Source organism: Streptomyces sp. NPDC034085 (assembly GCF_055575555.1).
Genome location: NZ_JBVISL010000003.1, coordinates 84440 through 98508, shown reverse-complemented (window position 1 = coordinate 98508; position 14069 = coordinate 84440). Strand labels below are relative to the sequence as shown.

Below are 14069 nucleotides of genomic sequence, written 5' to 3'. Positions count from 1 at the left end.
GCCCGCCCGCCGCTCTCCTCACACCCCGGCCCGCGCGTCGGCCACCACCACGAAGGCAAGAGAGAGGAATCCACCATGCTCGAAACCGCTGACGCAGGGCCGCGTACGGCGCTCGACCGCACCACCGAACGCCGCCACATCGGTACCTTCCAGGTGCCCGACGACGTCACCTCGATGGAGTTCTGCCTGCCGGGAGCGCGGCTGGAGACCACGAACGTGACCGAGAGCGACGGCACGAACGGTGTCGTGCGGGTGACCCGCATCTCCAACGGGCCGGGCATCACCGACTACGTCACCCACGAGAAGGACTTCGCCTACTCCGCCTACGGCATACACGTCGGCCAGGACGACCGGCTCACCTTCTTCGGCGAGGGCCAGCGCATCACCGTGCACCTGATCGACTGCCGTGAGGACTCGCCCCAACTCGGCGACGAGATCACCATCGAGATGGCCGTCTCGCCCTACCGGGTCCTGATCATCCCCAAGGGCGTCGCCCACACCCTCGACGGCCTGGGCGGAGTGGTGACCCGCGACGAGCCGGTCTGGTACGCAGACCAGAACCCCGACTGGGAACCGGACAACGACCTGGTCTCCTTCCTGCGCTCCTCGCAACAGGCTCCCGTGGTGCGCACCAACCGCCACGAACTGCCGGTCGCCGCGCACCTGCTGCTCTCCCGGATGTCGCAGCAGACCAACGCCCAGGACCACGGCGCCTACGCCGCCCGGTACCGCGTCTCCATCGGCGGCAGCACCACCTACGCGACGCTCAGGCCGGCGTGGCGGGCCACGGAGACCGGCGCGGACGCCCACCCGTGGTCCTCCCGCAACAACTTCGTGCTGACGGGCCCGGAGTCCTTCACCGTCGTGCCCTCCACCGACAGCTGCACCTCCGACGTCCTCGAAGTGGACCTCGACGGCAGCCGCGCGGAAGAACCCGACGGGGCCGACAGCGGCACCGGCCGGTTCGTCCGCCACGAATACTCCCGCCGCCGCCTGACGTGGCTGGCGGGCAGCACGGACGCGCAGATCGAGGTGGTGACCGCGGACGGCGAGCACTGCGTGATCCGCCTCGGTGACCCCACGATCGGGGTCCGCGTCCCCCCTGGTACCTGGTACCGGCTCACCGGAAGCGGCCGTGTCTGGCTCCGCTCCGAGATGGAACTCCTGGACCTCGAACCCTGGGCCCTGGACCACCCTCTCGGCCGCGACGTCACCACCTCCGCCCTCTCCGGGGCCGTCACCAGCAGGCCCGAGCAGGACGGCGACCGCTACCTGCCCGGACCGGCTCTCCACGCGCTGGCGCGCATGGAGGCCAAGGCAATATCGCTCACCCGCTGAATCCGACCGCAGAACCCACCGAAGGGAACTCATCATGTCGATCACCAGTGCCGAGACCGCCGCCTGGAAGACCGAGCTCGCCGCCATGTCCGGCGACGTCACCGACCCCGCCGCCCGCGCCGCCCTGGAGAGCCTGAGCTCCGCGCTGGAGCCGTACTTCGAGACCCCGGAGTACTTCCGCAGCATCCTCGGCAAGATCGCCTCGCGGATGATCGACGCCGACACCGAGGAGCAGATCACCTCGCGTTCCTTCGGTGACCTGGCGGAGTTCAAGGCGGCCCTGCCCGAGGGCGTCGTGGTCACCACCGTCTGATCGGCCGGCAGTCGTTGGGGGCGGGTGCACCGGTCCGGTGCACCCGCCCCAGGCACGTGCGACTGCTTCCCAACCCCGCTCCGCAGAGAGGAACGCCGTCCATGTCCGCCCTCCCCAAGCCGCACCTGATCATGACCAAGACCCGTACGACGGGTGAGGAATCCGGTCTCCCGGGAGCGCGGCACATCCGGTCCTCCCGCAACGACCGGCCGTACCACTACATGGTGCACAGCCCGCACTTCGCGTACGAGGAGTACGCGGTGCACCTCGGGCAGTACGACCGGCTGTCCTTCTACGGGCCGGCGGGCACCGGGCCCGTCACCGTCCACATGTACGACTGCCGGGAGGACTCGCCGGAGTACGACCGCAAACTGGTGATCGACGTCCCGGCGGACGGGTCGTGCGTGCTGGCCGTCCCGCCCGGCTACGCGCACTGGTTCGAACGGCTGGAGAACGTGACCACCCGCAACGACTACTCCCTGCACGCCCCGCAGGACCCCGCCTCGCAGTGGTCCCCGTTCGACGACAACGCCACGTACTCCGTCGCCGACATGGACCGTGCCCGGCCGCGGGCCGTCGCCAACACCGTCGAGCTGCCGACGGCCGCCCAGTTCCTGATCTCCAAGGTGGTCTCCCGCAGCTGGCTCGGCGGCGCGACCGAGCAGGGCGTCGTGGCCTCCGCGGAGATCGGCGGCGAGCTGCACCGCTACTTCATCGACCGGGACCTCGCCGGGCAGCAGCCCGCCCTGCCCGTGTCCGAACTCGCCACCGTCACCGCCGGGGTCGGCTCCTACCAGTCCATCCGCGACGACTCGTACGGCATCGGCTCCAACGTCGAGAACGGGCTCGCCGACACCATGGTCCACGACCTTTCGGACTCCTGGCCGGGGTATTTCAGCGCACATCCGCACCTGACGCTGAAGCTGTCCCCGCTGCTGTACGACAATCCCGACATGGAACTGCAACTCATCGACCGCCGCACGGACTCACCCACCTTCGGGGCCTGCCAGGTCCTCCCCTTCCCGCGGGACCCGCGGGTCGTCCTGACGATCGAGCCGGGTGTGCTCATGCGGGCCCGGGGCAGCGGGACCCTCCACTACCGGGTGGAGTACGAGGTCCACGACTCGCGCGGCGCGGACCTGCCCGAGCTGTTCGTGCCCGTGCCCGCCGACGGGTTACCGCCGGCCTTCGACGCACCCGGTTCCGCTCTCGCGGGCGATGTCGTGCGAGAGCTGGCATACCGGTGAGCGCGACCGAGGAGAAGCCGAGGACGGGCCGCGCCGTGCTGAACTCCGCGCCGCGGTGGCTGACGCTGCTCCTGGTGGTCTTCGCTGCGCTGGTGCTGTCGCGTTCCCTGAGCGAGGGCATCTACGACATCGCGTTCGCCAACCTTGCCCTGGACCTCTCCGGGCTGGTCAGCACGGTCGGCCTGGTCTACTGCGTGGGATACGGGGTGGAGGTTGTCGCCTCGATCGCGGCCGGACCGCTGCTGGACCGGGGCAACCCGAGGGCCGTCCTGGTCGCGGCGTACCTGGTCAAGATCGGTGTGTTCGTCCTCATCGGCATCGGCTCCTCGTTCCTGTCGTCGCACCTGTGGGCGATCGTCGTCGCGGCGGCCACGGTGGACCTCGTCCACCACATCGGGGAGATGGCGCTGTTCGTGCTCCTGCCGCGGATCCTCGACGCCCAGACCCTCGTACGGGTCCAGGGCATCGGCGGGACCATCCGCTCGGCCTGCGAGCTGCTCTCGCCCGTCGTCGCGGGCCTGGTCATCGCACTGATGCCCGGGTCCCGGGCCCTTCTGGTCGCCGCGGGGCTGCAGGTGATCGCCCTCGCCGTGTTCGCCGCGTTCGTCGCCGTCGTGGCCCGTCGGCCACGGTCCGCGGACCCGGCGTCCGCCCCGGACCGGGGCCCGGGTGAGGAGGCTTCCCGGGCCGCGGCGCCGGAGGAGCCGGCCGTCCTGCCGTCGCGTCGCGTGGTGGCCAGGACGCTGGCCACCAGTCCGGCCTGGCGCCGCTTCCTGATCTTCCACGCCCTGACCGTGCTCGCCCTCTCCACCGTCATCCTCTCCCTGCTGTCCCTGATGAGGGAGACCTTCGAGATGTCGCCGGCCCGCGCCGGCTCCTTCCTGGCCTTCTCCACCATCGGAGCCGTCATCGGCGGCCTGGTCGTAGCCAAAGCCGGCCCGGAGGGCATCTACTCCAGCCTGCGCTGGGCCACCGCCCTCGCGGGCGCCGGCACGCTGGCGGCGGCGCTGCTCGGCGGGACGCAGTGGATCCTCGCGGCCGCGCTGATCCTCTTCGGCCTGGGCTTCACCGTGTACCTCAGGTCCGCGGGCCTCCTGGTCCAGCTCCGGGCCCCCGCCGCGCTGCTCGGCACCTGGCACGGGCTCCTCGACGCCGTCATCCGCATCGTCAGCGCCGGGGCCATCCTCGCCACCGGGTTCCTCTTCGACCGCTTCGGGGGGAGGCCGGTCTACCTCTTCTTCGGTGCGCTCCTGCTGCTGACGGCGGCCCTGTGGTCCACCTTCGGCGCCCAGGACCGCCAGGCCCTCGGCAACACTGCCCTGCACCCCGCACCGGCCACCACGGCCCCCTGACAACCGCCGGGCCCGGCCCCGGGACGGGGCGCGGGCCCGGCGGTCCTCACGCGTCCGGTGCCGGGGCTTTCCCGCGCGCGGCGGCCAGGGCGAGGTCTCCCGGCTGATCGCGCCCGCTACCGCGGCATCCCTCTGCCGTGCCAATGCCCCGTGCGAGCCGCTCGCAGCGCAGGCGGCCGCCGCCGAGGCGGGGGTGAAGATCCCCTCCGGGCGGGTCGTGGTCGACCTGCCGCCCACCGAACTGCGCTCGGCGAGCAGGTCCTGGTATCCGAGAGGGATCTCACTCCTCGGCTACCCGGCCGGGTCTCACGAGCCCGGCGGGACCGCCACGTGCGCCGCGGTGACCGCAGCTTCGACGGCGGGGTTCCCGGCGGCTCCCTGGCGGTAAGCGACGATGGTGCGCCGCTCGGTGGGAAGCCGCGTCAGCGCCACGTTCGGCGGTGGGTCGACGATCCCCGGATGCGGCACGATCGCCACGCCCTGGCCGGCTGCCGCCAGGAGCAGCACGGTGGCGAACTCGTCGACGTGGTGGCGGATGCGGGGAGTGAATGCGGCGGCCTGGCACGCCCGGATGGTCATCGCGTAGCAAAGCGTCTCGGAGGTCGCGGTGATCCAGGAGGCGTGCCTCCAGCAGCTGATCGCGGGAGGGGCGTCCGGCGCCTCCCCCGGGTGACGGGGGAGGCCGGGTACATGGGCTCGGTGAGCAGGGGCTCGGAGCTCAGACCGGGCACTCGTGGAGCAGCGCGACATCCAGATCTCCTGCCCGCATGGCGTGGGCGACTCCGGCCGGGTCGATCTCGGAGATCAAGGGCTCCAGACCCGGGTGGTTGTCCGCGAGAGCGGTCAGGGCGGGGGGCAGCAGGGCTCTGACCGCGGTGGGGGCTCTGAGGATGTGGGGCCGGGAGCCGCGGACGCGGGAACCGGTGCGGCTCTCGGACGGCGGGCGAGGCTGTTCCCCCAGGGGGAGTGGTGCCCGCCCGCCCGGTGTAGCCGGCTGCTGTCAGCTGCTGGCCATGACGAAGTCGGCGAGCCGGCGGGTTTTTCCTCGGGACGTGAAACGCGGCCTTGAAAGTGGCGGTTCCCAGGGTCAGCCTGTGGCGCGGCGCAGGAGTGCTTCGGAGGCGTCCAGATAGCGGTCGCTGTAGGCCGTGTCGAGTCCGGCGCTTGGCCGGATGACCTGGGCTCTGTTGTTGAACATCAGGGCAGTGCGACCATTGAGGCCGTCGGTGAACAGCAGGGGGACGATCCTTGCCGCGTAGGTCTCCGGGGAGGGACCGGCCAGCCCGACCACGGCTTCGGCCAGACGGTGCAGGAGGCTGCCCTCCCCCAGGTAGTTGGAGCGGATGTCGGTCTTGATCAATCCAGGGTTCAGGCCGAAGTACGCCGGCCCGGGGAGTCTGCGGTCGCCCGCGAGTACGAGGACCTCGTTGCCGGCGACGGTGTTCATGTGCGCGGCCATCGGTTTGTAGCCGTGCTCGGAGTTCAGGTCCTCGAGCCGGCCGGTGTTGCCGGCCCCCGGTGCTCCCATGATGAACACGCGGGGCTGGGGCGCGCTGTCCGGGCGGCCGGTTCCCAGCCTGGGGCTGAGGCCCTGCAGGATCGCGAGGCGGCTGAGGTAGCTGACGGCCAGGTCCCGCTCGATGCCTTCGGCGGTTGCCTCGCGCGTCTTGGCGGCCATGATGCCCAGCGAGAAGAAGGCGACATCGTAGGTTTCAGCGGGAAGCTCCCTTCCCAGCCGGACCGCTTCGCGCATCGAGGACAGGTCCGCCTGGACGAAGGTGAGCCGGTCCGTGGCGTGGTCGCGGAAGGTCCGTCCCACCACGGTCACCTCGGCGCCGAGGGCCAGGGCCTGCTGGGCCACGGCCCGGCCCAGGCCGCCTGTCCCGCCGACGACGAGCACCCGCTTGGACGTGAGATCCAGCTGCTCGAGGGAGGGGGCGCCGATGGTGGTCGTGCGGTCGACGGTGCCGTTCAGCCGCGCTTTGGGCTTCTTCGGGGCTGCCGAACTGTTGGGGCCAGCGTTCATTGCGGGTGCCTTCGTTCGTTGTGCCGGTTGAGTGTGTCGGGTCAGGGCAGGGCGGGGTAGTCGGTGTAGCCGCGCTCGTCGCCGCCGTAGGTGGTAGCCCGGTCGGGGGTGTTGAAGGGGCCGCCGCGTTCGAGGCGCTCGGGCAGGTCGGGGTTGGCCAGGAACAGGGATCCGTACGCGATCAGGTCGGCGGTGCCGTCCTCGATCAGGTCCAGCTCCTGGGGGCCGGTGGGCTCGGCGCCGGTGAACGGGTTCAGGATGAAGGTGCCCGGCCACTGCCGACGCAGCCGGACCGTCAGCTCGCGGGCCCCGGCGGACTCCATCTGGTGCAGGTAGGCCAGGTTCAACGGGACCAGGGCCTCCACCAGGGCGGAGTAGGTGGCCTCCAGATCGTCCTGGTCGGTCTCGGCGATGTCGTTGAAGGGGTTGCCGGGCGACATGCGGAAGCCGACCTTCTCCGGACCGATCGCCTCGACGACTGCCTTCGCCGTTTCCACCGCGAACCGGATGCGGCGTTCCGGGGAGCCGCCCCACGCATCGGTGCGTGTATTGGAGTTCGGGGCGAGGAACTGGTGGATCAGGTAACCGTTGGCGCCGTGCAGCTCCACGCCGTCGAAGCCGGCCGCGACCGCGTTGCGCGCGGCGGCGGCGTAGTCGGCGATGGTCCGGGCGATCTCCGCCTCGGTCAGCTCGCGAGGAGTGACGAAGTCCTGCGGGCCCTGGTGGGTGTAGACCTGGCCGGCGGCCTTGACCGCAGAGGGTCCGACCGGTGTCAGGCCCATCAGGCTCGGGTGGCCGACCCGCCCGGTGTGCATCAGCTGCAGGAAGATCACCCCGCCGCGCTCGTGGACCGCGCCGGTGACCTTCTTCCACGCCTCGATCTGCTCGTCGGAGTGGATGCCGGGGGTGTCCGGGTAGCCCTGACCGACCGCCGACGGCTGGGTGCCCTCGGTGACGATCAGGCCCGCACCGGCGCGCTGACCGTAGTAGGCGGCCATGAGCTCCGTGGCGGACAGGCCGGGTCCGTAGGCCCGGCTGCGGGTCATCGGCGCCATCACGACGCGGTTGGCCAGGCGTGTGCCGGACAGGTCGTAGGAGGCGAAAGCCTTGTTCATGTGGTCGTTCCTCGTTCGTACGGGGCCCCTCGCAGGACCGCTGCAATTCTCACATTACCTGCTCGAACAAGTAAAGTCGCCTGGACATTCCGCCTCGCGTCACTCGAGGCAAGAATGGGTGGGTTTCGTCCTGAAACTCGCTCGATCTTGGCCGGTCTGGAGCGATAGACTCGGGATATAGGTGTTCGAGCAGTTACATGAAGGAGCGCAGCATCACATGATCGGCCCAGACCCCGAGGCTTCCACGCCTGACGCTGCCGAGGCGGCCGGCATGCCGATGCCACCCTCGGTCCAGGCCGGGCCGATGGCCCATGCGATCTTCCGGGTGGCCCGGCTGCATCGCATGCTCGCCGGGCAGCTCCTTCGCCGGGTCGGCCTTCACCCTGGCCAGGAACTGGTGATGATGCAGTTGTGGGACCTCGGGCCGCAGCGCCAGATCGACCTGGTCCGGCTGCTCGGTTCCGACGCGGCCACCATGACCCGCACCGTCAAGCGGCTCGAACACGCGGGCTTCGTTCGCCGCCGGCCCAGCCCCACCGACAAGCGGGCGACCATCATCGAGCCCACCGAGGCCAGCCTCGCCCTGCGCCACCAGGTCGACGAGGTCTGGGCGGAGCTGGAGGAATGTACCGCCGGGCAACTGTCCGAGGAGCGGCAGGCCGAGGCTGTCCAGATCCTGGAGCAGATCGAGTCGAGCCTGGCCGTCGCCGCGACCCGGCATGCGCAACAGGAGACCGGCGGCCAGGCGGCCTCACCGACGGGGGAGGCCGGTCAGGTGTAGCCGACGCTCGGGTGCAGGGGCGAGCGGTGCCTCGGCCCGCGTTCCGACAGCCCGTGCCCCTGTCGCGTCGCCGACGTCGTACCGGGGCCGGCCGCACGCGGCCGGGCCTACGGTCTCGCTGAGCCCGCAGACGGCCCGGCGGCGACACCTGGCGGCCGTCGGCCTCGGGGCTTCCCGGCCGGGAGTGCGGCTCGCTCCGGCGTAGGGGAGCGGTGACGTCTTGGACGTGGTGACCGGCGTCTCAGGTGGCGGGGTGGGTGAGGCGGCGGTCGATGTGTCGCCAGTGGTGGTCGAGGTGGTGGAGGGCTCGTGTGCGGTCGCCGGTGGCGCAGGCGGTCAGGAACGGGCCCCAGTCGGCGTCCCCGACATCTGATGGGGACAGGTGGACGCGGTGGGCTCGTTGCCATACGGGCTTGAGGTGGCTGACGGCGTCATGCAGGGGCGGGTTGGCGCAGGTATGGAGGACGGTGTCCCACAGCGCCAGTGCGCAGGCGAGGGCTTCGGCGCCATCGCCTGCGGAAGCGGCGCGGGTGTGCGCTGCGGCGCAGTTGCGCACGGCTTGGACGCGGTCGCCGGTGAGGGGCCAGGGGGCCGTGAGGAGGGCGGTGCGATAGAGGCCGTGCAGGACGGTCGCGGTGTGCCGGGCCTCGGCGGTGCTGGTGTGGGTGACGTGTGCACGGTCGGGGCCGCTGTACTCGATCAACCTCTGTGAGGCCAGAGTCAGCAGGGCTTCCCGCACGCGAACCTGGGGGACGTCCAGCCGCCGGGCGGTGTCCCCTTCGCCGAGCGGTGTGCCCGGCGGCAGCTCACCGCTGGTGATCTCCAGGAGCAGGGTCTCGTGAATGCGTTCGCGCAGTGCGTGGGGATCGTCGGTGCCGTAGTGGGCGTCGAGCGGTGTGCGGGCGTCTCGGGGCACGGCGTCCTCGCTGGTGGTGTCGGTCCGTTCGTTTCGGCAGCAGCCGCGGTTCCTCGGGGCGGCTGCCCTGGGCAGGGCGGGCGACGCCCCGCCCCCACCGGTGTCATGCGCTGCTCCTCTCCGTATGCATGGCGTCGTCGCGGTGGGCGGCGAGGCGCTCACCGAGCGGGATGTGCGCGCTGACGCGGTAGCCGCCGGTGCCATCGGGCCCGGCGGTGAGGTGGCCGCCGAGCATGGTGCTGCGCTCGCGCATGCCCAGGAGTCCGTGTCCGGAGCCGGGGGAGGGCGGAGCGGGTGTGGTGGGGGCGGTGTTGGTGATGGCGAGTTCGAGGGCGTCGTCGGTGTGGGCGAGGCGCAGGTGGACGTGGGCGCCCGGGGCGTGGCGCAGACAGTTGCTGAGGGCCTCTTGCGTGATGCGGTAGAGGGCCAGCTGCGCGCCGGGGTCGAGGAGTCGGACAGGACGGCCCGTGATCTCGGTGGTCACGTTCAAGCCGGCGCCGCGCACGTTGGCCACCAGCGCATCGAGGTCCTCGAGGGTGGGCTGAGGGCCGTGGGGGCTTTCGGCGTCGTCGGAGCGCAGGACTCCGAGCATGCGACGCAGTTCGGTCAGGGCGTCCAGTGCGTTCTGCCGGATGCCCGCCAGGTTCTCGGCCAGCTCGGTCGGATTTTCGGTGAGGTGGGGTGCGACCTGGGCCTGGATGGAGATCACCGACATGTGGTGGGCGACGACATCGTGCAGCTCGCGGGCGATTCGCCCGCGTTCCTCCAGCAGCGTGCGCTGTGCCCGTTCCACGGTGGCCAGCGCCGCCTGCTCGGCCAGCTGCGCCCGGGCTGCGCGCCGGCCGCGCAGGGTGGCACCGAGAGCGACAGCGAGCGAGAACAGCACCATCGTTAGGAAGGTGGTGCGCTGGTACCGGCCGGCGTCCGCAGCGAGTTCGATCAGGAAGGGCAGGAGGACGGAGGCGGCCAGGGTCGCGCACGCGGCGGGGGCGCGGACACGCAAGGACAGCAGCAGCAGGACCGCGGCATGTGCGCACAAGCCCGGGATGGTCCACGGCCAGGGCGTGTTTTCCAGGAGATGAGGGGTGCTGGCCGCGGCGGCGATGCCGGCCCCCGTCAGGGACAGCCACCAGGCGGGGGCGGGATGGGCGAGAGCGAGCAGGAGCGCGCCGCCCTGGAGCAGCGCGAGGAGGATGCCGTGGCCCAGGCCGAGCTGGTTGCGGTGGCCGAGCTGATCGCTGGTGGCGATCACCACGACGACAGCGGCCGCGGCAACGCATGCGTGGGGCAGCCGGCCGAGCCGACGGGGCCGACGCAGGGGCGGCAGCGGGTCGGACCTGAGCGTCAGCAGATCCTGCACCATGGAGCGCGCACCCGTTCGGAGGGCGTTCACTTCTCGGAGCCGGTCTGCGGGTGGCTCGTCGTTCACGTTCACCTCTATCGAGTGAGGCCGGCCGTCACCGGGGACGGCGGTGCCAGGCCGGGAGTGGCGTCCATGGTCTGAGTGGTCGGGAGGGAGACTCAACCGACGTTAGGGATGAGGGGCCGTGGTCGGCGTCACCCTGCAGAGCTGCTCTGCTGCGTAGCTCTGAAGTATGACGAGAACAGGGCCGCCCCCGCGCGTGCGCCGGGGCGGCTCTTCAGCCTCCCCGCGCGGATGCCGCCGGCGGGTACGACGGCTGGTCTCACGGGTCGGGCGTTGCCGTGGGACCGGCGGTGGGGGGCAGAGCGCCGGGGTTGAGATGGGTGACCAGACGGTGGAGGAGGTGATGCACCGAGGCCTGCTCCTGGGGCTCCAGAACCGCCAGTGCCTCTTCATTGACCCGGCGGACCACATCTCGTGCCTGCTCCAGGAGGCGGGAGCCGTCGGGAGTGCTGTGCAGGCACAGGATGCGGCGGTTGGTGGGGTGGGGTGAGCGCGTGAGCAGGCCGCGGTCGGTGAGGCTGGCCACGGCAGAGCCCATGGACTGGGCGGTGATGCCGGCGTGACGGGCGGCGTCGGCGCTGGAGATCCCCGGCTGGCGCTCGGCCCGCTGGAGGGCGTTGTACTGCGCGAGGTTCAGGTCGAGAGCGCGCAGTTCTCTCTCCAGGCGGGTGGCCATGGCCTGGGCGAAGTGCCAGGCCAGATAGCCGGTGTGGACGGGCTGCTCGCTCACAGGGACCCCACTTGTAAGGCAACTTATGTTTTACTGCTTCGGTTATCAGGCACCTTACAACTCGTGGACGGTTCTCTTCATGCCAGCCCCCACCTCCCTCCATCTCGCCGACGTCCTGCCGGCCACGCACGGGGACATACCCGACCCCGCCCCCGAACCGCATCCCCGCTCCGGCCTCAAGGGCGTCCTGCTGCCCGTCGCCGTGGTGCTCGCCATCGGGACGATCTTCGTGAGCGTCTACCTCGCCGCCTTCCACGCTCCCCGCCCGCATGACCTCCCCGTCGCAGCCGTCGGCACCGCCGCCGAGGTGCACCGCCTGGAAGCCGACCTGGAGCGGGCCCTGCCCGGCGGCTTCGACGTCCGGACCTACGGCGACGAAGCCGCGGCCCGCGAGGCGGTCGAGCACCGCGAGGTCTACGCCGCCCACCTCCCCGCCCACGGCCAGGGCAGCGGCAAGCTGCTCTACGCCGGCGCCAACGGCCCCTCCGTGACCGGCACCCTGACCGCCGCCTTCGCCCAAGCCGCAGCGCAGCACGGCCCGCCCCCGGCCGGCGAGGACATCCTGCCGGTGTCCGCCGGCGACACCCGAGGCCTGTCGGTCTTCTACGCCGCCTTCGGCCTGGTCCTGGCCGGCTACCTCTTCGGGATGATGACCTACCAGGCCGCGCCCGCTCTGCGCTTTCGCCAGCGCATCGCCAGCCTGACCCTCTTCGGCGCTCTCGGCGGCATCATCGTCGCCCTCCTCGCCGGCGACACCGGTTTCGGCGCCCTCCCCGGCTCCTTCGCCGGCACGGCCGCGGTCACCGCCCTGATGGCCATGGCAGCGGGAGGCGCGACCATGGCCATCGTGAAATGGACCGGATCCGCGGGCGCCGCCATCGCCTCGGTGATCCTGCTGATCTTCGGCAACGCCACCAGCGGCGGCGTCATGCCCCCCTTCTACCTGCCCGACTGGCTGCATCCGCTGTCCGGCGTGCTGCCCGTCGGCGCGGGGGTGCGCGCCCTCCAGGGGATGTCCTACTTCCACGATGACGGCCTGTGGTCCGGCCTCGCCGTGCTGACCGCGTGGATCACCGCCTGCGTGGCCCTGCTCTACCTGCGCGACACCCGCAGCACCCGCAAGGCCCGGCTGCGCACCGCCTGAGGGACGCCTGCCGTCTGACCTCGCCGGCCCCGCGATCTGCCGAAGCTCGCGGGGCTTGCGGGATCGTCCTCTAGACCGCAGGCAGAGCGAACTGCCTGCCCGGCAAGAAGAACACAACGCCTCCCACCGCAAGGTCCGTGCCGGCTCGACTGCGTGAGCCAGCCCTGTCCCGACCGCGCAGGCCGGGACAGGGCCCGCACAACCGGGCGACCGCAGTGCCGCCAAAGGGCGGCCGCCGGCTCCCGCGCACGGTCGGGCCGGCGGGTGACGCGGGCCCGGCGTGACCCCAGCGATCGGCATGAACGGTTCGAGACGCCGAACAGCGGGGCGAGCTGGCGCAGTGTCAGGTCGGTACGCCAGCACGCCACCAGGAGCAGCCGGGGCACCGCCGGGAGCAGTGGGACACCGCCGGGCCACTCCGCGCGTTCGCCATCCGGATGAGCGCCGACGGGGGGGGCTCGCGGACACGAGCGACTTGCGGTTCGCAGGAGAAGGTGGGTTCCCCCCGACAGTGCAGGGTCGCGCCGGGAATCGGGCGGGGTCCGTCTCCACGAGGCCGTCCTCAGCTCGCCTTCTCCACCGATCCAATCCAACCGATCTCCCTAGCAAGCAGTTCGCGCCGAGCCGCACGTCAGAGGACCTTTGCTTCCTCTCGGGGCACTGGTCTCCATCTGCTAGGGCGTGTATCGAAAGTGGATCTGGAGCGTGAGATGATCTTGGTTCGTGGCACGTGGAGATCTGACAGACGCGCAATGGGCGGTGCTGGAGCCGCTGTTGCCGAAGGGCAAGAAGCCCGGACGGCCGTCAACGTGGGCCAGGCGGCAGCTGATCAACGGCATACGGTTCCGGGTCCGCACCGGGACTCCGTGGCGGGACCTGCCCGCCGAGTACGGGCCGTGGGGCCGAGCGTACGACCTGTTCCGCCGCTGGCAGCGGGACGGCACCTGGCATCGGATTTTCACCGAACTCCAGGCCCGGGCTGACGCGAGAAAGCTGATCACCTGGGACATCAACGTCGACTCCACGGTGTGCCGGGCCCACCAGCACGCCGCCGGGGCGAGGAAAAAGGGGAGCTGCAGAAGGAGCCGCCCGGCGGCGTCTGCGTCGAGCCGGACGACCACTGGCTCGGGCGCTCGCGTGGCGGTCTGACCACCAAGTTGCACCTGGCCGTCGAACAGGGCCAGAAGCCCATGTCCATCGTGATCACGGCCGGGCAGCGGGGCGATTCCCCGCAGTTCGAGCCGGTCCTGAACAAGGTCCATGTCCCGCGTCTTGGGCCGGGCAGGCCGCGCACCCGACCCGATCGCGTACGTGCCGATAGGGCATACGCCTCCCGCAAGAACCGCGCTTACCTGCGGCGTCGCGGGATCCACTGCACCATCCCGGACAAGGCCGACCAGGCCCGCAACCGCAAGAAACGCGGCTCGCGCGGCGGCAGGCCGCCGAAGTTCGACCCGCAGGACTACAAGGCTCGGCACGCGGTCGAGTGCGGCATCAATCGCCTCAAGAGGCACCGGGCCGTGGCCACGCGATACGACAAACTTGCCGTCCGCTACGAAGCCACTGTCCTCATCACCGCAATCAACGAATGGCTGTGAACGCCCGTGTTGTGGAGGCGCATGGGCTACGTCGACGCGAAGCGTTCTGCTGTCAGCCAAGACTGTCGCGCCTCCGAAAGCAT

The 14069-nt window shown here is 71.0% G+C and carries 13 protein-coding genes and 1 pseudogene; 7 read left to right on the top strand and 7 right to left on the bottom strand.

Translation table 11 applies throughout. The features are described from left to right. The first annotated feature begins 75 nt into the window (after window positions 1-75). The 4 genes from ACZ501_RS10675 (at window position 76) to ACZ501_RS10660 (ending at window position 4250) form a co-directional block, all read left to right on the top strand. The gene (locus tag ACZ501_RS10675) at window positions 76-1338 is read left to right on the top strand and encodes a hypothetical protein (RefSeq protein WP_468794056.1); all 1263 of its coding nucleotides are present in this window, start codon (window positions 76-78) and stop codon (window positions 1336-1338) included. Between the two features lie 34 nt (window positions 1339-1372). After that, window positions 1373-1651 (top strand): hypothetical protein, encoded by a 279-nt coding sequence (locus tag ACZ501_RS10670; RefSeq protein WP_361600420.1) that lies wholly within the window; start codon window positions 1373-1375, stop codon window positions 1649-1651. A gap of 101 nt (window positions 1652-1752) precedes the next feature. After that, the gene (locus ACZ501_RS10665; protein ID WP_361600417.1) at window positions 1753-2898 is read left to right on the top strand and encodes a hypothetical protein; all 1146 of its coding nucleotides are present in this window, start codon (window positions 1753-1755) and stop codon (window positions 2896-2898) included. Continuing rightward, window positions 2895-4250 (top strand): MFS transporter, encoded by a 1356-nt coding sequence (locus ACZ501_RS10660; protein ID WP_468794053.1) that lies wholly within the window; start codon window positions 2895-2897, stop codon window positions 4248-4250. Before ACZ501_RS10665 ends, ACZ501_RS10660 begins: the two co-directional genes overlap by 4 nt. Before the next feature lie 306 nt (window positions 4251-4556). Here the strand turns inward: ACZ501_RS10660 and ACZ501_RS10655 are convergent, their stop codons facing one another. The 3 genes from ACZ501_RS10655 to ACZ501_RS10645 all read right to left on the bottom strand — a co-directional run bounded on the left by ACZ501_RS10655 (window position 4557) and on the right by ACZ501_RS10645 (window position 7391). After that, window positions 4557-5000, bottom strand: a complete 444-nt coding sequence (locus ACZ501_RS10655) for a LysR substrate-binding domain-containing protein (protein WP_468794050.1) — start codon at window positions 4998-5000, stop codon at window positions 4557-4559. 337 nt (window positions 5001-5337) lie between these two features. Next, window positions 5338-6276: an NAD-dependent epimerase/dehydratase family protein gene (locus ACZ501_RS10650; protein WP_361606664.1), complete on the bottom strand. Its 939-nt coding sequence runs from the start codon at window positions 6274-6276 to the stop codon at window positions 5338-5340. 41 nt (window positions 6277-6317) lie between these two features. Further along, entirely contained in the window at window positions 6318-7391 is a 1074-nt protein-coding gene (locus ACZ501_RS10645; RefSeq protein ID WP_468794046.1) for an alkene reductase, read from the bottom strand. Window positions 7392-7668: 277 nt separating this feature from the next. Here ACZ501_RS10645 and ACZ501_RS10640 point away from each other — a divergent pair, with 277 nt between their 5' ends. Further along, the gene (locus ACZ501_RS10640; RefSeq protein WP_362457052.1) at window positions 7669-8172 is read left to right on the top strand and encodes a MarR family winged helix-turn-helix transcriptional regulator; all 504 of its coding nucleotides are present in this window, start codon (window positions 7669-7671) and stop codon (window positions 8170-8172) included. Between the two features lie 241 nt (window positions 8173-8413). Here ACZ501_RS10640 and ACZ501_RS10635 read toward each other — a convergent pair whose 3' ends face one another. The 3 genes from ACZ501_RS10635 to ACZ501_RS10625 form a co-directional block, all read right to left on the bottom strand. After that, window positions 8414-9088, bottom strand: a complete 675-nt coding sequence (locus ACZ501_RS10635; protein WP_468794043.1) for a GntR family transcriptional regulator — start codon at window positions 9086-9088, stop codon at window positions 8414-8416. Between the two features lie 103 nt (window positions 9089-9191). Continuing rightward, a complete protein-coding gene (locus ACZ501_RS10630; protein ID WP_468794040.1) occupies window positions 9192-10451 on the bottom strand; it encodes a sensor histidine kinase in 1260 nt (419 codons plus the stop codon). A 322-nt stretch (window positions 10452-10773) separates the two neighbouring features. Further along, window positions 10774-11244, bottom strand: coding sequence for a MarR family winged helix-turn-helix transcriptional regulator (locus ACZ501_RS10625; RefSeq protein ID WP_361606652.1), 471 nt, complete (start codon window positions 11242-11244; stop codon window positions 10774-10776). Window positions 11245-11323: 79 nt separating this feature from the next. Here ACZ501_RS10625 and ACZ501_RS10620 point away from each other — a divergent pair, with 79 nt between their 5' ends. Next, on the top strand, window positions 11324-12388 hold the full coding sequence (locus tag ACZ501_RS10620) for an ABC-2 transporter permease (RefSeq protein WP_468794037.1): 1065 nt from the start codon (window positions 11324-11326) through the stop codon (window positions 12386-12388). A gap of 308 nt (window positions 12389-12696) precedes the next feature. Here the strand turns inward: ACZ501_RS10620 and ACZ501_RS10615 are convergent. Next, a pseudogene (locus ACZ501_RS10615) lies at window positions 12697-12783 on the bottom strand (IS5/IS1182 family transposase); the annotation flags it as partial. 328 nt (window positions 12784-13111) lie between these two features. On the opposite strand from ACZ501_RS10615, the gene ACZ501_RS10610 reads away from it, so the two are divergent. After that, window positions 13112-13986, top strand: a protein-coding gene (locus ACZ501_RS10610) for an IS5 family transposase (RefSeq protein ID WP_468794034.1) whose coding sequence is annotated in 2 segments (ribosomal slippage) — window positions 13112-13502 and window positions 13502-13986 — 876 coding nt in all. Because the reading frame shifts where the segments join, the coding sequence is not laid out codon by codon here. Window positions 13987-14069 lie beyond the last annotated feature (83 nt).